At 35.1% G+C, this 16,637-nt stretch carries 19 protein-coding genes; 7 read left to right on the top strand and 12 right to left on the bottom strand.

The window, feature by feature from the left end:
* The first annotated feature begins 11 nt into the window (after window positions 1–11).
* The 4 genes from dltA to dltD all read left to right on the top strand — a co-directional run bounded on the left by dltA (window position 12) and on the right by dltD (window position 4,169).
* Complete coding sequence (dltA, locus tag DET63_RS13525; protein ID WP_113936994.1) at window positions 12–1,526, top strand: D-alanine--poly(phosphoribitol) ligase subunit DltA; 1,515 nt, start codon at window positions 12–14, stop codon at window positions 1,524–1,526.
* A complete protein-coding gene (dltB, locus tag DET63_RS13520) occupies window positions 1,523–2,689 on the top strand; it encodes a D-alanyl-lipoteichoic acid biosynthesis protein DltB (protein ID WP_002126234.1) in 1,167 nt (388 codons plus the stop codon). Before dltA ends, dltB begins: the two co-directional genes overlap by 4 nt.
* A 68-nt stretch (window positions 2,690–2,757) precedes the next feature.
* Window positions 2,758–2,997 (top strand): D-alanine--poly(phosphoribitol) ligase subunit DltC, encoded by a 240-nt coding sequence (gene dltC / locus DET63_RS13515; protein ID WP_002011622.1) that lies wholly within the window; start codon window positions 2,758–2,760, stop codon window positions 2,995–2,997.
* Window positions 2,994–4,169, top strand: a complete 1,176-nt coding sequence (gene dltD / locus DET63_RS13510) for a D-alanyl-lipoteichoic acid biosynthesis protein DltD (RefSeq protein ID WP_113936993.1) — start codon at window positions 2,994–2,996, stop codon at window positions 4,167–4,169. Before dltC ends, dltD begins: the two co-directional genes overlap by 4 nt.
* Before the next feature lie 17 nt (window positions 4,170–4,186).
* Here the strand turns inward: dltD and DET63_RS13505 are convergent, their stop codons facing one another.
* Complete coding sequence (locus DET63_RS13505) at window positions 4,187–5,323, bottom strand: NAD(P)H-dependent flavin oxidoreductase (protein ID WP_002135136.1); 1,137 nt, start codon at window positions 5,321–5,323, stop codon at window positions 4,187–4,189.
* A gap of 73 nt (window positions 5,324–5,396) precedes the next feature.
* On the opposite strand from DET63_RS13505, the gene DET63_RS13500 reads away from it, so the two are divergent.
* On the top strand, window positions 5,397–6,317 hold the full coding sequence (locus DET63_RS13500; protein ID WP_002011617.1) for a S66 peptidase family protein: 921 nt from the start codon (window positions 5,397–5,399) through the stop codon (window positions 6,315–6,317).
* Window positions 6,318–6,344: 27 nt separating this feature from the next.
* Here the strand turns inward: DET63_RS13500 and DET63_RS13495 are convergent, their stop codons facing one another.
* From DET63_RS13495 to DET63_RS13485, 3 genes are all read right to left on the bottom strand, one after another.
* Complete coding sequence (locus DET63_RS13495) at window positions 6,345–6,743, bottom strand: SseB family protein (RefSeq protein WP_002135134.1); 399 nt, start codon at window positions 6,741–6,743, stop codon at window positions 6,345–6,347.
* 63 nt (window positions 6,744–6,806) lie between these two features.
* The gene (locus tag DET63_RS13490) at window positions 6,807–7,385 is read right to left on the bottom strand and encodes a cysteine hydrolase family protein (RefSeq protein WP_113936992.1); all 579 of its coding nucleotides are present in this window, start codon (window positions 7,383–7,385) and stop codon (window positions 6,807–6,809) included.
* A gap of 13 nt (window positions 7,386–7,398) precedes the next feature.
* Window positions 7,399–7,812, bottom strand: a complete 414-nt coding sequence (locus DET63_RS13485; RefSeq protein ID WP_170935223.1) for a carboxymuconolactone decarboxylase family protein — start codon at window positions 7,810–7,812, stop codon at window positions 7,399–7,401.
* Window positions 7,813–7,935: 123 nt separating this feature from the next.
* Between DET63_RS13485 and DET63_RS13480 the strand changes: the two genes are divergently transcribed.
* Both DET63_RS13480 and DET63_RS13475 read left to right on the top strand, forming a co-directional pair.
* Window positions 7,936–8,388 (top strand): Lrp/AsnC family transcriptional regulator, encoded by a 453-nt coding sequence (locus DET63_RS13480; protein WP_002011610.1) that lies wholly within the window; start codon window positions 7,936–7,938, stop codon window positions 8,386–8,388.
* Between the two features lie 100 nt (window positions 8,389–8,488).
* The gene (locus DET63_RS13475; protein WP_000707108.1) at window positions 8,489–8,671 is read left to right on the top strand and encodes a DUF3913 family protein; all 183 of its coding nucleotides are present in this window, start codon (window positions 8,489–8,491) and stop codon (window positions 8,669–8,671) included.
* Window positions 8,672–8,700: 29 nt separating this feature from the next.
* Here DET63_RS13475 and DET63_RS13470 read toward each other — a convergent pair whose 3' ends face one another.
* From DET63_RS13470 to DET63_RS13435, 8 genes are all read right to left on the bottom strand, one after another.
* On the bottom strand, window positions 8,701–9,714 hold the full coding sequence (locus DET63_RS13470) for a CPBP family intramembrane glutamic endopeptidase (protein WP_113936991.1): 1,014 nt from the start codon (window positions 9,712–9,714) through the stop codon (window positions 8,701–8,703).
* A gap of 263 nt (window positions 9,715–9,977) precedes the next feature.
* Window positions 9,978–10,754: an ABC transporter permease gene (locus tag DET63_RS13465; RefSeq protein ID WP_113936990.1), complete on the bottom strand. Its 777-nt coding sequence runs from the start codon at window positions 10,752–10,754 to the stop codon at window positions 9,978–9,980.
* A complete protein-coding gene (locus DET63_RS13460) occupies window positions 10,754–11,656 on the bottom strand; it encodes an ABC transporter ATP-binding protein (RefSeq protein ID WP_113936989.1) in 903 nt (300 codons plus the stop codon). The genes DET63_RS13465 and DET63_RS13460 overlap by 1 nt, the downstream gene beginning before the upstream one ends.
* Before the next feature lie 14 nt (window positions 11,657–11,670).
* Window positions 11,671–12,462, bottom strand: a complete 792-nt coding sequence (locus DET63_RS13455) for a hypothetical protein (RefSeq protein ID WP_012260597.1) — start codon at window positions 12,460–12,462, stop codon at window positions 11,671–11,673.
* Window positions 12,459–13,157 carry an ABC transporter ATP-binding protein gene (locus tag DET63_RS13450; RefSeq protein WP_113936988.1) on the bottom strand — a complete coding sequence of 233 codons (699 nt, stop codon included), beginning with the start codon at window positions 13,155–13,157 and terminating at the stop codon, window positions 12,459–12,461. Before DET63_RS13450 ends, DET63_RS13455 begins: the two co-directional genes overlap by 4 nt.
* A complete protein-coding gene (locus DET63_RS13445) occupies window positions 13,154–13,534 on the bottom strand; it encodes a GntR family transcriptional regulator (RefSeq protein ID WP_002030586.1) in 381 nt (126 codons plus the stop codon). The genes DET63_RS13450 and DET63_RS13445 overlap by 4 nt, the downstream gene beginning before the upstream one ends.
* Window positions 13,535–13,738: 204 nt before the next feature.
* Entirely contained in the window at window positions 13,739–15,112 is a 1,374-nt protein-coding gene (locus tag DET63_RS13440; protein WP_113936987.1) for a putrescine aminotransferase, read from the bottom strand.
* On the bottom strand, window positions 15,113–16,606 hold the full coding sequence (locus DET63_RS13435; RefSeq protein WP_113936986.1) for an aldehyde dehydrogenase family protein: 1,494 nt from the start codon (window positions 16,604–16,606) through the stop codon (window positions 15,113–15,115).
* Window positions 16,607–16,637 lie beyond the last annotated feature (31 nt).

The following is a 16,637-nucleotide window of genomic DNA, read 5'->3' as shown; positions in this document are numbered from 1 at the left end:
GTGGGAACGTTATGAAGTTATTAGAACAAATTGAAAAGTGGGCTGTAGAAACGCCTGATCAAACCGCTTTTGTTTGGCGAGATGCGAAAATTACGTACAAACAATTAAAGGAAGATTCTGATGCGTTAGCACATTGGATTTCTTCTGAGTATCCAGATGATCGTTCACCAATTATGGTTTATGGCCATATGCAACCTGAAATGATTATTAACTTTTTAGGTTGTGTAAAAGCTGGACATGCTTACATTCCTGTAGATTTATCTATTCCAGCTGATCGTGTACAACGTATTGCTGAAAGTTCTGGTGCGAAATTACTGTTATCAGGGGCAGAAGTAACGGTAACGGACTTACCAGTTCGCATTACAAGTGAAGATAACTTAAAAGATATTTTCTTTACTCATAAAGGGAATACTCCAAATCCTGAACATGCGGTAAAAGGTGATGAGAACTTCTACATTATTTACACATCAGGAAGTACAGGTAATCCGAAAGGGGTTCAGATTACTTATAACTGTCTTGTTAGCTTTACAAAATGGGCTGTAGAAGATTTCAACTTACAAACAGGGCAAGTATTCTTAAACCAAGCACCTTTCTCATTCGATTTATCTGTAATGGATATTTACCCATCATTAGTAACAGGTGGTACACTTTGGGCAATCGATAAAGACATGATTGCACGTCCAAAAGACTTGTTTGCTTCTTTAGAGCAATCGGATATACAAGTATGGACTTCGACACCATCTTTCGCAGAAATGTGTTTAATGGAAGCCTCTTTCTCTGAAAGTATGCTACCAAACATGAAAACATTCTTATTCTGCGGTGAAGTGTTACCAAATGAAGTAGCTAGAAAATTAATTGAGCGTTTCCCGAAAGCAGCAATTATGAATACGTACGGTCCAACAGAAGCTACTGTTGCTGTAACAGGCATTCACGTTACAGAAGAAGTGCTTGATCAATACAAATCACTTCCAGTTGGCTACTGTAAATCAGACTGTTGCCTTCTTATTATGAAAGAAGATGGTACAATTGCACCTGACGGTGAAAAAGGTGAAATCGTAATTGTCGGTCCAAGCGTAAGCGTTGGCTATTTAGGAAGCCCTGAATTAACAGAAAAAGTATTTACCATGATTGATGGTGAGCGCGCCTATAAAACAGGTGATGCTGGCTATGTAGAAAATGGTCTTCTATTCTATAATGGTCGTCTTGATTTCCAAATTAAGCTTCATGGTTATCGAATGGAATTAGAAGAAATCGAACATCATCTTCGCGCGTGTTCTTACGTAGAAGGTGCAGTTGTTGTTCCAATTAAAAAAGGTGAAAAATATGATTACTTATTAGCGGTTGTTGTTCCTGGAGAGCATTCGTTTGAAAAAGAATTCAAATTAACATCTGCAATCAAAAAAGAACTCAATGAGCGATTACCAAATTACATGATTCCACGTAAATTCATGTATCAATCTTCTATTCCAATGACACCAAATGGAAAGGTAGATCGCAAAAAATTATTGAGTGAGGTTACAGCATGACCGCATATGGATCATTTTATTTTTTCGCTATAGTAGGCATTTTATTAATACCTACTATCATAGCTGGATTAAAAGGTAAAATGTTGCGTAAATATAATGCCGTTTTAACATTAGTAATGCTCGTTATTATCTTCTCTGATAAACCGAAGCAAGCAATCATGTTAGCCGCATTTATTATTTGGCAATATGCCCTTATTAAAGGCTATTTAATTTTAAGAAAACAAAATAATAGTACATTCACGTTTTGTATAGCTGTTATTTTATCGATTTTACCGCTTATTTTGGCAAAAATCGCACCGTTTGTACCTGAATTGCATTTTATTGTTTTCGCAGGTATGTCTTACGTAACATTTAGAGCTGTACAGATGGTCTTTGAAGTTCGTGATAATTTAATTAAAGAACTTTCCTTCTTTAATTTCTGGGAATTCGTTTTATTCTTCCCTGCGATTTCAAGTGGACCTATCGATCGTTACCGTAGATTCCAAAAAGATATTCAAAAGCCGCCTAGTGCTGAGGAATATCAAAAGTTACTATATACAGGGATTAACCGTATTTTCCAAGGTTTTCTGTATAAATTTATAATCGCGCACTTGATAACAACATATCTTGTAAAGGCAGTATTCGCCAATCAAGATACACTTTTATCTAATGTGATTTTTATGTACGCTACTAGCATGCAGTTATTCTTTGACTTTGCAGGTTATAGTGCGTTCGTAATTGGTATCAGTTACATGATGGGAATTAAAACTCCAGAAAACTTTAATAAGCCATTCCTTAGTCGTAACATTAAAGACTTCTGGAACCGCTGGCACATGAGTTTATCATTCTGGTTCCGTGATTTTATTTACATGCGTTTCGTCTTTTTTGCAACGAAGAAAAAGTTAATTAAGAACCGTTACACAATTTCGTATATCGGTGCATTTTTAAACTTTTTCATTATGGGAATTTGGCACATCCAAGGAAGCGCTGTTGCGCAGTATGTTATTTATGGTCTATATCATGCCGCACTGTTTATTTTATTCGATATTTTCGAACGAAAAAACAAGAAGCATAAGTTTTGGCCAAACAATAAATTTACACACGTCCTTGCGATTGTAATTACGTTCCACGTTGTATGTTTCGGTTTCCTGATCTTCTCTGGACACCTTAACAGATACTTTTAATGCACCCTTCTTATCCCATTAAGAAGTTGCACATATAATATATTTCGGATATAAAGGAGATTTTAAAAATGGCAGAATTCAAAGAGCAAGTATTAGATATTTTAGAAGAAGTATGTGAAAACGATATTGTGAAAGAAAACTTAGATGTTCAATTATTTGAAGAAGGTATTCTTGATTCTTTCGCTGTAGTATCTTTATTAGTAGAATTCCAAGAGCGTTTAGAGATTGAAGTTTCTATTTCTGATTTTGACCGCGATGAATGGGCTACACCAAATATGGTTATTAAAAAGTTGGAAGAAATCCGATGAACAAAGTAAAATTTGGTCCGATGCTTTTAGCATTGGCCCTTTTTGCTGTATTCTTACTTATTCCAACGCGCTTCCTACTTCCACTTTTAAGTGATGAGAAAGTAGAACAAGCTGCGACTTCTTTAAAAGAAGAAAAGATTCAAAGTATGATTTTACAGCAAAAGATGTTAGCAGACCCGAAATATCTTCCGATGTACGGTTCATCGGAATTCGCACGTATGGATGCTTTCCATCCATCGAATTATTTCAAAGTAAAGCCTGAAGGATTCACACCATTCCTACTTGGGCGCGGTGGAACACAAGACCTTGTACATGTATTAAACTTCGCATCTACAATGGATCAATTGAAAGATAAGAAAATGATATTCGTTCTTTCTCCGCAATGGTTTGTACCACAAGGTATTGATGAGACACACTTTGCACCTAACTTTTCAAAACAACAAGGTTACCACTTCATTTTCAACGATGATTTAAAACCTGAAATGAAAAAACAAATTGCAAAACGCTTATTAAACTTTGAGATTGTTAAAAAAGAAACTTTATTAAAAATTTCACTTGAAGGTATCGCCTACGATGATACAAAGTATAAAGTAAAAGCACTTGCTGCTAAACCTTTCGCTTATATTTATCGTAACATTCTAGATCGTAAAGACTTATTTACAGCTATGTTTAATATTAAGCCACATAAAGAACAGCTTGATCCATCATTGAAACAAATGAACTGGGAAGAAGCTCGTAAGCATGCTGATCAAACAGGTGCAGTAGAATCAAGCTCTAACGAATATGGTATCGAAGATGATTACTTCAATAGCAAAATTAAGAAGAAATTAAAACAACGTGAAGGTTACTTAAAAAATGATGCTTATGACCAATCACCAGAATATGAAGATTTACAAATTGTACTTGATTTATTAAAACAATCTGGCGCAAAACCGCTCTTCATTTCTGTTCCTGTAAAAGGTCCTTGGTATGATTACGCTGGCTTCCCGAAAGAAAAACGCGAATTATACTACAATAAAGTTCATGAGCAAATTAAGCAAGCTGGCTATCCAATTGCTGATTTCTCAAATCATGAATATGATAAGTACTTCTTAAAAGATCATATGCACTTAGGTTGGAAAGGCTGGGTTTACATCGACGAAGCTATCCAACAATTTTATAAAGCAAACTAACGAAAAGACCGCTTGAATTATTCAAGTGGTCTTTTTTTATATACATCTTGTAATTGTTCAATTACGTTCTCTGCTTCTTTCATGACACGTTTCACTACGTGCTGAGCTGATTCCGTTCGTGCTAATGATGATGCTTGTCCCGCCCAAAGCGACATATACTCTTCCTTATTTTGCTTCGCTGCTTCTTGACGTATTTTTGAAGTTAATACGTTTTGCACTGGATACATCGGTAAATTCTCTTCTCTTCCTTCATGTTTCTCTATAAATTCATTACGAATACCCCGTGCATATTTCCCGGAAAACGCACGGGTTACCGTTGTACTCGTATCTGTACTATGTAAAATCGCCTCTTTATACACGTCATGCGTAATACTTTCTTCACTCGTTAAAAAGGCTGATCCCATTTGAACAGCTTCTGCCCCTAACGCACATGCCGCAACAAGCCCTTGCCCATTCATTACACCACCTGCTGCAACAATCGGGATATGAGGTACTTCCGCTACTAATTGCGGGATTAATGCAAATGTACCAATCATCGCATCTTGTTCTTTCCCAATAAACGTTCCTCTATGCCCTCCTGCCTCGCTACCTTGCCCGACAATAATATCTACCCCTAACTTAGCAAGTGCTTTCGCTTCCGCTACATGGGTAGCTGTTCCGATAACTTTTATCCCTTCCTTTTTCAAATCATCTATTTCTTCTTTTTCTAATGTTTGAAATGCAAAACTAACGACTGGTACCTTTTCCTCTAATAATACTTGTAATTGTTCTTTATAGCTTTTTGGAAGCTTTAAAGTCTTTTCTTCCTCTATACCTAATTCTCTATTCACTCCACTAAGTAATACTTTCGCCTCGTTTACCTTCTCTTCTTCTATCTGTATCTCTTTCGTTAAAAGTAAATTAACACCGAAAGGCTTATTTGTTAGTTCCCTTATTTTATAAATCGCTTCACGGATTTGTTCTGGGCTCATATACCCTGCTCCAAGCGTACCTAATCCTCCGCTATTACTCACAGCTGCAACAAGTTCTGACGTTGTAATCGCTCCTGCCATACCTGCTTGAATGATCGGATACTTAATTTGTAATATATCTATTACTCGACTTGTAAACATCATTTTCCCTCCTACTTTCCCTATACCTTCTTTATATGACATGCTTTCCCCTTCTTTTACAAGGATTGAACTTTCGCTCAAGCGAATATATTGAAAGAGAAGGAGGCTGAGAACAATGATTTATCCAAATGCGTTGCAAAAAGGTGATACAGTAATGGTTATTGCACCGTCTGGCCCACCAACACTTGAGAATATATTAAAAGGTGTGAACGTATTACAAGAGATGGGATTATCCGTAATAATTGGAAAGAGTGTTTATGAAAAATATGGATATTTAGCTGGAAGTGATCAAGTTCGTCTTGATGATATACATGAAGCATTTACAAATACTGAGGTCAAAGCAGTCTTTTGTGCACGAGGTGGTTACGGCAGCGCTCGTCTCCTCCCTTACATTCAATATGAAATCATTCAACGGAATCCAAAGATTTTTTGGGGATATAGCGATATTACGGCTTTACATACTGCCTTTTCACGTTATGCGGAGCTGGTTACTTTTCATGGTCCAATGATTGAAGAATTAGGAAAAGGTATAGATTCTCTCTCCTTATCTTCTTTCAATCAACTATTCCATCCGTATTCATCTATCTTATATGCATCAGAATGTATCGTACCTACCTCTCCATGTACAGTTACAGGCACATTAGTTGGAGGGAATTTAACTGTGTTAACAAGTATAATTGGCTCGCCCTATGAGATAAATACGTCAAATAAACTTTTATTGCTTGAAGATATTGGTGAAGAACCGTACCGCATTGACCGGATGTTAAATCAACTACTTTTATCTGGACAGTTTAATGAATGCAGTGGCGTTATTTTTACAAGTTGTCACGACTGCAACCCTTCTAAGCCATCTCAATCATTGCAAACAATATTATATGAATATTTCACGCCATATAATATACCTGTATTATTCGGCTTACCGATTGGACATATAAGTCCAAATATCGGTATTCCCCTCGGAGCTACAGCAACAATAAATACAACTAACAAAACTGTTTCTATTTCTTCTGGTATAGCCACTCCATGTTCAAATTAAAAAGGAAAAGCTGCTAAGCTTTTCCTTTTACTTATAATAATTAAAAATCCGTCCAGATGAGATATCTGAAATCTCTTCTGGAATAAATGTTTTACTTATATCAGTACCAACATTTAATACAGCTGTTGCATCCTTCTCAATGCCACCAAATAATTCTTTTCCACGTATCGTAATAAGGGGCGTACCTTCTGGCAACACATCTTTTACAAATTTCAATTGTGTAAAGAACGGAACGATCCATCTACCCTCTCCTTGGAAATGACGCAAACGAAGTGTTCCTTCCGTTGCCCCGTCTTCTGCTTCAAGTGAACCAGCAACATAAAACTCCGTTGATAAGAGCAATTCATAAAATTCCTTTTGCTTTTGTTTATCCTCTCCTGCTAAAACGAGTACTTTTTCTATTTTCTTTACTGAAATTTGCTCCATATGATGCCACCCCTATTTTCAAAATGATTATACTTAGATTATACGAAATATTCTTATTTTTTTCTACATAATTCCACAATTATTTTCTTGAAATAATTTTAAAACACCTTCAGTCGTAACGATTTTGGCAAATTCATCATGTAAGTTTACAAGTGTCATATTGTGAATGTCCTCTGCACTATACTCTGTCCCGTCCAGACCTTTACGATTGAATGTAGCCGTCGCATCGCTCACTAAATACGTTGTAAACCCTAAATTACCTGCCATCCGTGTTGTAGTCTCCACACAATGATTTGTTGTTAATCCTACAATCACTACCGTATTACATTTTTGTTCTCTTAATTGTTCTTCCAAATTTGTCCCAATGAACGCGCTATTAACGGATTTCTGGATAATTATTTCATCTGGCATTGGTTGCACTTCTTCTTTAAAGTTTACCGTTTCCGCATGTTGATAAAACATCGATTGAACATTTTCTTTATTTACATGTTGAATATGAAAAACTGGTAGTTTTCTTTTTCTCCATTCTTCTAACAAACTTTTCATATTTTCTTCCGCCAAAAGGTTATTCCTCACGCCCCAGTATGGTAAGTTAAATGCTTCCTGTACATCAATGATTATAAGTGCTGCTTGATTAAGCATAATATCCTCCTAATTAATTGGGCTGTAATTGAAACAGAAAACCAAGTTGCTGCGAAGCAGTAATAAAACAAATATAGGCACAAAGCTCTACAATTTCTTTTTCAGTCCAATATTGTTTTAATATATGAAACATATTATCATCTATCGCCTTTTGGTCATGAACAAATGCATGTGCAAAAGTAACGGCTACGCTAATTTCTTCTATTTTTTGTATATCATCCGGCTTTCCCTTTGCCATACAGTACGGACATTCATTCCCAAACGCTAATGTTCTTCTTACTTGCTCCTTTAACTCTACGGAAAGGGCCCCTGTACTATACAGTGTATTCTCTAACGTACTCCACGAATTTAATATATCTGGATTATGACCTAATAATTTTTGAAACTTTGTATCTCCTACATTTGATAATGTAATTCTCTCCATCATTTCCCCTCCTATTTCCTTCTTTTTTATTGTAAAATAAATAAAGTTCACTTTACATTTCATATGAATCTTAATTTTTAATTTTTCTTTACAAAAATTATCATTTTACTGGAGGTATATTTACAAATGCAATTAGACCGTGTTGATCGAAAAATTTTAAATGAATTATATAATGATAGCCGCCTTTCGATGCGTGAATTAGCAAAACGAGTAAACTTATCGGCTCCGTCTACTACAGAACGTGTACGTAAACTTGAAAGTGAAGGGATTATTCAAAAATACACAATCGATATCAATTATAAAAAAGCAGGACTTGTTTTAGATTGTATTTTAGAAATCACTTTAAAAAATGGTGATACAACACGTATGCAACAGTTTATTCAGTCTTATCCATCTGCAAGTTTTTGTTACCGAGTAACAGGAAGCTTATGCTACATTGTAAAAATCTCTGTTCCTTCACTCGTTGAACTTGAAGAATTTATAAATGATGTTTCTTCATATGCAACGACAGTTTCTCATATCGTATTATCAGAAGTAGCTCTTACTCCGGACATTGAACATATATTCCCAGAAGATTAATTCATCTTTATTCACAAAAAGAGTAAAAACCCCTTACATTAAGAATAAAAATGATATATCATGTATTAAAATACATAAAGTTCGAGAAAGGGGCTTTACATTGAAAATCTGGTTTTATGAAAAAACGGCACAATTAGATGACTTGCTTGGTATTTGGGACAATGTTCCGACCATCCCTCGAATTGGTGAAAAAGTTGAACTTCTAAAAACTGTTCGGATCGTTACAGATATTAAATATGTAAAGAACGGTAATAATTTTCGTGTAGAGATTATTACAAATTAAAAAGTAGCTCTTTAGGAGCTACTTTTTAATTATCTATTATGCGCTTTCTTTATAACAATTTTATCTTCTTCTACAGAAACTGTTACATAATCATTTTCTTCTAACCGAAGCTTATTTACAGCTTCATCAGGTAGTTCTACAGCCATCAATCTATCTGTTACTATCACTTGGCTATATATTTCATTTTCTTCTGATGTATTCACTACCTTTTCTTCATTTATGAAACGAATCGGTGGCACACCAACTTCTTTTACTGTACGCCATTGGTTCCAAGTAAAAGGAATGAACCATAATAAACCGATAATCACAAGACCAAAGCCGATCCATAAATTACTTTGTGCTTGTAATTCAGTAATCGAGATTGCGTCACTTCCATCTCCACCTACAAATTGCATACTCGTTGCAATCAAATTATTTAGAGCATGCACAGCAATATTCGTCCATATATTTTTTGTCTTTATGTATAGAAGGCACATAATAACACCGAACATGAAAGCACCGATAACATCAAAGTGTCCTAGTCCAAAAATAAGAGAGGATATAATAACCGCTCGTTTAATCCCCCATTTGTAAGCCATTCGCTGCAAGAAAAAACCTCTAAAAATAACCTCTTCCATTATTGGGGCTAATACACATGCTGAAATGAAAGTAAATATCGTCATGTATATGTTACTCGTATTAATTACATTTCCATCTTCTAACATGGTAACTAAGAAATTAGGTAAAGTATGTGCTAAAATATAAAATTGAATTTGGGATATACCGACTGCAAAAATCATTCCCATGATCGTTGCTAATACAATTAACCCCCAATGTAAACGTCCAGGCTTATCAAAAAAGCTTTTAAAAACAACATTATTTTTACTTGTTTTTAAATATAGCCACAATAGTGGAAATGCAAAAAATATTGATATTTGTGACAGTAACTCTATCGTATTGTCAGAAGCACCTGATAACCTTAATGGAATCATCGTCAGGAACATCCCTATAATCATCCATCCAAAAAAACTACGTAGCCTTATACGTGAAAATGCATGTTGCATATGGAACACCTCCAGAGATGATATAAAGTGAAAATTTAATCAGTGGGGGTTTTGTTCATCCCCCACAAATGGCCGAACAACTAAATTATAATATGAATATAGTTGAAAATCTTCCTATTTTCCTCAAATAATTTCAATCAACATATCTCTTAAAATATATAGTACGTTTTATTTAAAATACCGTATTACTGTTCTTCCAGTTGAAATCTAGGGGAACGTTATGTAATAAAAATCCCCGTTTTTACAAGCGGGGATTTCTTTTATTATAATACGTCACGTTTTTGGAATAATACACTTGATGCTACAAGTAATACAGCAAAGTATGCAACTACAAGTAATAATGAGGTTGTAAACGTAAATTCTGTAAATGGTGGTTCTGCTCCGCCACTTACTAATTTATTACTATCGTAAGCACTTAAATTCAAATGGAAAAATACCACAAATTTCGCTACACCTTTTGCAAACATCATCAGTACCATATTAATTGGTCCTTGTAAAAAGAAGAGGAACATCGTAATAATCAATGGTAATACAGACTTTCTAAATACGTTTGCTAAGAAAAATGCAAGCGTCGCAAAGAAGAACGGTGAAAGTACTTGATATAAAGTAGATTTCATTACGATTCCTAACGTTAATTCTGTTTTACTACCATCCTTTACAATTCCGCCAATAATCATTGCAATTAACGTGCTAGCAAATATGATAAATACTATAGTAAGTAACACTGTAATATATTTAGAGAATAAAACGGTAATTCTTTTTCTTGGACGAATTAATAACTGCTTAATTGTACCTTTTTGGAACTCATCAGTAATCATACGTGAAGCAATCGTAATTCCAAAAATTGTTGCAAATAAAGTAATTAAACCAATCTCTGAACTTGCAAAATCTAAATATGATCCTTTAAATTCACTTCCGTCTCCCCATTTCAGCATCGCTAAAACTCCCAAAATCTCCAATACTGCAATGACACCAATTAAAATATACATACCTTTTTTCGCATGCAACTTTAAAAATTCATTTTGAATTAATTTAAACATTACGCTTTCACTCCCCCTGTAATTGCTAAGAACTCATCCTCTAACGTTTTATTTTGAACGTTAACTCCGTATACAAGCACATCGTCATTCACAAGTTTCTTTACAAGTTGTGGAATTTCTTCTTTCGTTACAGATACTGCAATGACATTTCCTTGCGCCTTACCTTTAATGATTTCATTTGCTTTCTGTACTTGATCTACTTCAAACGCTACAACGACTGTCTCATCATGTTTCGCTTGTTCGTGTAAGTTGTACTCTTGTACAAACTCACCTTGCTTAATAATAACGACGCGATCACACATTAGTTCAATTTCACTTAATAAGTGACTTGATACGATTACAGCAATATTCTCTTCTTTCGCTAAACGTTGTAAATAATCACGGATTTGGCGAATACCAGCCGGATCTAATCCATTTGTCGGTTCATCTAAAATTAATATTTTCGGCTGATGAAGTAACGCCTGTGCAATTCCTAAACGCTGTTTCATACCAAGTGAGTATGTTTTTACCTTTTTATGAATTGCATGCTCTAATTCAACAAGCTTTACAATTTCAGCGATGCGCTCTTTACTAATTGGGGTAATCGCCATGTTCGCAAAATGCTTTAAATTTTGCATTCCAGTCATATAATCATATAGCTCGGGATTTTCTACAATCGCTCCAATTTGCTCTAGCGCCTTTTCACGCTCTGTGCGAATACTATGACCACAAATTGTAATATCGCCTTCTGTCATAGAAATAAGACCTGTCATCATACGAATTGTCGTCGTCTTACCGCTACCGTTCGGTCCAAGGAATCCGTATACCTCTCCTTCACGAACCTCAAATGATAAGCCCCGAATAATTTCTGTTCTACCGATTTTTTTTCGGACATTTTCTAATTTCACTACTACATTTCCCAATGATGATTCCTCCTTTAAACTTCTAGTTTTTTGTCGATGATGCGCCCTGTAACTACTAATAATATAATTGTTAATAAACAGTTAAAACATAGATTTAAAACTGTAATATCTGTACCAGAATAAAATGATGTATTTAAAAAGCCATTTTGATCTATAAATCCAATATTATTTATGGCAAACACATACTTTTCTATTTGCTGAAAGATATATGTTATTCCCCCATTAAATGCGATAAAAACAACGAATAAGATTACGCAAACAATCTTACTCATCGATGATTTCACATTGAATAGCTTCGTAATTACTATAATTAAATAAATAGAAACTAGCATATTAACAAAATCTAGTCCCCATAAGAAAATAGATAACATATGATGTAATATTCCATAATCATATAAACTGTGGATTGCTTGCTGAACACCTAAATCTGTTTTTCCATTATAAATATTTAAAGAAAAATAGTATAGAAAAATGATTCCTATTCCTAGCAAAATCATAAAGAGTAGTACACAAAATAAAACATTTGCAGCTATATATTTTTGTGCTGAAATAGAAGTACAACGTAGCATAGAGTTTTTTAGCATTTTTCGAAAAGACGATATACCTGTTAGAAGAATTGCGAATCCATTTATACCTAGTACGATAAAAAATATAATAATGATTATATCTTGCCTACCTGAAATTCTAGCTCCTGAAACTCCTTTCATATTAAATAAAAGAATTAATGAAACTGTAATAAATCCGAAGTAAATAATGGCTATTTTTCTCTTATTACAATTATACAGATAAAGAAAAAGCTGACTCATTTCTCATAGGCCTCCTTAAACAGCTCATGTACTGCTTTCCCCTTTTGAAATCGTAGTTCTTCCACATTTTCATGCAATATTATTTCTCCATCTTTCAAAAAGATTACTTCATCAAATATATTTTCAATTTCTCTTATTAAATGAGTTGATATAAGCAGCGTACAATCTTCACGATAAAATTTAAGGATTAGCTCAAGTACATGCTCCCTAGAAACGAGATCAATTCCGCCAAGCGGTTCATCTAGTACGTATAACTTCGCTTTCCTCGAAAACGTTAAAATAATTTGTAGCTTTTCAACCATACCTTTTGATAAAGCTGTAATTTTTTCTTCTAACGGTATTTTAAATTCCGCAATCGTATCTACCGCTTTTTGAATGTCGAAGTCTTTATAAAAATCTCGATAGAAAAATAAAGAATCTTTTACCGTCATCCAATCATCAAAGATTGGCTTATCAGACATAAATGAAACGATTTCTTTCGTCTCTAACCCTACTTTTTTACCGTTAATTACTATGCTGCCTTCAGAAGGGTGCTGCAATCCTGCAATCATTTTTAATAACGTCGTTTTCCCGCTTCCGTTATCTCCAACAAGCCCAACGATTTTTCCTTCTGTAATCTCTATGTTTAGCTCACGGATCACTGCTTTTAATCCGTACCGCTTCCATAGATTTTCTATTTTTAATAACTCTGTCATTCGCTCTCCTCCCTTTTCTCATGTAATGAAGAACGAAGGATTGTAAGAATTTCTTCTTCTGAAAAACCTAAATTGTCCATTCCATCTATAAAAGAATGAAGTAATTCTTTCGCCATATCTTTTCGCAGCTCCATAATTTTCTCCCCTTCATTCGTTACATATCGCCCCATTCCTCTACGTGTTACAACAACTCCATCCCGCTCTAACTCTTGGAATGTACGTTGAATCGTATTTGGATTTACTTGTAATTCACTCGCTAATTCACGTACGGAGGGAATTTTATCGCCAGGCAATAAATGACCCGTTACAATTTCTTTCTTTATGTATTCCATTACCTGAATGTAAATTGGTGTATTTGGAGAAAACTCGATTTTCATTTCTCCCCTCCTGTCTTAGTGTGTTAGTTAAATAGTACACTAAGACAAATTATATGTAAATACTTACAATAAAAAATGTAATAAAAAGGCAGTGTAACTTTTCGTTACACTGCCTTCCTGTAATAACATACAGGTAAATCTATTCTAATTATAGTTTCAATCGTTTGAATTCACATATAACCTTATACAAAATTCACTTTACTTTTACTTTACTTTTACTTGAGTTAGCACAGATTTAAACGTATTAATAACTGTATCTACTTCTTCATAACTAATTGTAAGGGATGGTTCAATACGAATTGTTTTTGAGTTAATTAATGTTCCCGCAACAAGAATACCTTGATCAAACATCGCCTTTGACACTTCATAACCAATCTCGTCTTTATGGAATTCAATCCCAATCATTAAACCTTGACCACGAATTTCAAAAATTTTATCTTCGTGCCCTTCTGCAGCTTGTTTCAATCCATTTAAGAAATACTCCCCAACTTCCATAGCTCGTTCCGGTAATTTCTCTTCCAATAATACATGAATTGTTGCAATTGCAGCAGCACATGCAAGAGGATTTCCTCCAAATGTCGTTGTATGCATAAATGGATTTTCAAACCAACTTTTGAATACTGTTTCTTTCGCAACAATAGCTCCCGCCGGCATTACACCTCCACCAAACGCCTTCGCAAGACAAATAATATCCGGCACTACATCATATAATTCTGCAGCAAACATTTTTCCTGTACGTCCCATTCCAGTTTGTACTTCATCAAAAATAAGGAGTGATCCAAACTCATCACAAAGCTCTCGTACTTGTTTCAAATAATTTTCTGGAGGTAAAATAATACCGCCCTCTCCTTGAATTGGTTCTAAAATAACTGCTGCAACATCTTCTCCTACTAATGCACATGTCTCAAATGTTTTTCTCATCATTTCAATATCGCCAAACGGAACATGACGGAAACCCGGAATTAATGGTAAAAATGGCTTACGGAACATTCCTTTTGCCGTCCCAGATAAAGCACCAAGGCTCTTACCATGGAAAGCACGCGTTGTAGCAATGAACGTTGTTCGCTCACTATACATTTTTACTAGTTTCAGTGCTGCCTCCACACTTTCTGTACCACTGTTTGTAAAGAAGGCGTATTTCAAATCACCAGGTGTAATATCCGCTAAAATCTTTGCAAGCATTGCTCGAAGTGGATCCAGTAAATCCTGACTGTGCAATGCTTGACGTTTTAATTGATCTGTCACAGCTTTTACCACTTTCGGATTACGGTGACCAACATTATAAATTCCAAATCCACCTAAACAGTCAATATATCTTTTACCGTTAATATCCATGAAACAAGATCCTTCATCTGACCACTCTACTGCTGCAAATTGTCCATCTTTTGTTACTGTTTTTCTATAAGCAAGAAAACCAGGGTTTACATGCTTTCTAAATCCGTCTACTGTTTCTTTTTGAATCCAGTTTGCCTCTTCTTCAGTAACCTTTTCTTTTTCAATTAACTGTAGTACTTTCGTAATATACTCATTTACATTTGATTCTTTCTCATTCAATTTATTTTTCACGTTCGTTTCCATCTAATTCACTCCTACATTTTTTTTATTTGCAAACCAACCTATTGGCTCTACTTCTAGATTTATATTAATCTGCTTAATTTCTTGAAATTCTTCTAACCCAAAAGTTCCTAGACTACGACCTATACCACTTTGCTTATATCCGCCCCAAGGTGCCTCATTATATGTTGGATGATAACTATTAATCCACGTAATTCCTGCGCGAAGTTTGCGAATCACACGCATTGCTTTTGCACCATCAACTGTAAATACTCCTCCAGCCAAACCATAGTCTGTACCATTTGCCAACTCAATTGCTTCCTGTTCGTCTTTAAACTTTTGAATTACTACAACAGGACCGAAGATTTCTTCCTGGACAATGCGCATATCAGGTTTTACATTGACAAAGACTGTTGGTTCAATAAAGAAACCATCACCTTTTCCATCCTCCATTATTCGTCTACCTCCGCAAGCAACGTTTGCACCTTCGTCTTTCCCAATTTCAATATAGCGTAATACTTTTTCCATATGTTCTTGACTTACAAGTGGCCCCATTTCTGATTCTGGATTATCACCAGGCCCAACGTTAATTTGCTGTGCTCGCTCTACAAAACTATTAACAAATTTATCATAAATCTTTTCTTCTACAAGGATTCTTGATCCTGCTGAACATACTTGTCCGCTACCTGCATAAATACCGAATAGAGCATAATCAATAGCGGTCTCAAAATCTGCATCTGCAAAAATAATATTTGGAGATTTCCCTCCAAGTTCTAACGAAATCTTTTTCATATTATCTGCCGCTGTTCTCATAATGTGCTTACCTGTTTTTGTTCCACCTGTAAAGGAAATCATGTCCACTTTATTACTCGCTGCAATTTCATTTCCTACTATTGGACCGGCCCCCATTACCATATTGGCAACACCTTTTGGTAGCCCTACTTTTTCAAGGATTTCGAATAGTTTTGTTGCAGTGATCGGTGTCACTTCAGAAGGTTTAAACACAATTGTATTTCCAGCTGCTAAAGCAGGTGCAATTTTCCATACACTCATCAATAGCGGATAATTCCATGGAACAATTAATCCACAAACACCAACTGGCTCTCTTACAACCATCGCTTGCATCGGATCGGCTACATGATATGTTTGACCATCTGGCTTTGTAATCAATCCGGCATAATAGCGAAAACAAGCCGCTGCATCTCCAATATCTCCTTCTGCCTCACGGTATGTTTTTCCATTATCCATTGTTTCAAGGTATACTAATTCTTCCATATTTTTATCAATTTCATCTGCTATTTTAAATAAATATGATGCCCTTTCAGCAGTGGATGTTGCTGACCAAATTCCGCTATCGAAAGCCGTTCTTGCCACTTCTATCGCGTATTTTGCATCCTCAATCGTTCCCTCAGGTGCATATGCTATACCCTTGCCATTCGCAGGGTTAATAATCGTTCTTTTTTCTTGATCACTAGAGTCTCTCCATTCACCGTTTACATACATTTTTAAATCTAGCACTATATTGAATCCCCCTTCATCGATCGTTTAT

The sequence above is a fragment of the Bacillus sp. DB-2 genome (assembly GCF_003315125.1).
In the GTDB taxonomy this organism is placed as follows: domain Bacteria; phylum Bacillota; class Bacilli; order Bacillales; family Bacillaceae_G; genus Bacillus_A; species Bacillus_A mycoides.
This window is presented reverse-complemented; position numbering and strand designations above follow the sequence as displayed.

Bases quoted from the DNA above. Each gene is read 5' to 3' on its own strand.
- dltA (WP_113936994.1), top strand. From the start codon at position 12: ATGAAGTTATTAGAACAAATTGAAAAGTGGGCTGTAGAAACGCCTGAT.
- dltB (WP_002126234.1), top strand. From the start codon at position 1,523: ATGACCGCATATGGATCATTTTATTTTTTCGCTATAGTAGGCATTTTA.
- dltC (WP_002011622.1), top strand. From the start codon at position 2,758: ATGGCAGAATTCAAAGAGCAAGTATTAGATATTTTAGAAGAAGTATGT.
- dltD (WP_113936993.1), top strand. From the start codon at position 2,994: ATGAACAAAGTAAAATTTGGTCCGATGCTTTTAGCATTGGCCCTTTTT.
- DET63_RS13505 (WP_002135136.1), bottom strand. From the start codon at position 5,323: ATGTCATATAAAGAAGGTATAGGGAAAGTAGGAGGGAAAATGATGTTT.
- DET63_RS13500 (WP_002011617.1), top strand. From the start codon at position 5,397: ATGATTTATCCAAATGCGTTGCAAAAAGGTGATACAGTAATGGTTATT.
- DET63_RS13495 (WP_002135134.1), bottom strand. From the start codon at position 6,743: ATGGAGCAAATTTCAGTAAAGAAAATAGAAAAAGTACTCGTTTTAGCA.
- DET63_RS13490 (WP_113936992.1), bottom strand. From the start codon at position 7,385: ATGCTTAATCAAGCAGCACTTATAATCATTGATGTACAGGAAGCATTT.
- DET63_RS13485 (WP_170935223.1), bottom strand. From the start codon at position 7,812: ATGATGGAGAGAATTACATTATCAAATGTAGGAGATACAAAGTTTCAA.
- DET63_RS13480 (WP_002011610.1), top strand. From the start codon at position 7,936: ATGCAATTAGACCGTGTTGATCGAAAAATTTTAAATGAATTATATAAT.
- DET63_RS13470 (WP_113936991.1), bottom strand. From the start codon at position 9,714: ATGCAACATGCATTTTCACGTATAAGGCTACGTAGTTTTTTTGGATGG.
- DET63_RS13465 (WP_113936990.1), bottom strand. From the start codon at position 10,754: ATGTTTAAATTAATTCAAAATGAATTTTTAAAGTTGCATGCGAAAAAA.
- DET63_RS13455 (WP_012260597.1), bottom strand. From the start codon at position 12,462: ATGAGTCAGCTTTTTCTTTATCTGTATAATTGTAATAAGAGAAAAATA.
- DET63_RS13450 (WP_113936988.1), bottom strand. From the start codon at position 13,157: ATGACAGAGTTATTAAAAATAGAAAATCTATGGAAGCGGTACGGATTA.
- DET63_RS13445 (WP_002030586.1), bottom strand. From the start codon at position 13,534: ATGAAAATCGAGTTTTCTCCAAATACACCAATTTACATTCAGGTAATG.
- DET63_RS13440 (WP_113936987.1), bottom strand. From the start codon at position 15,112: ATGGAAACGAACGTGAAAAATAAATTGAATGAGAAAGAATCAAATGTA.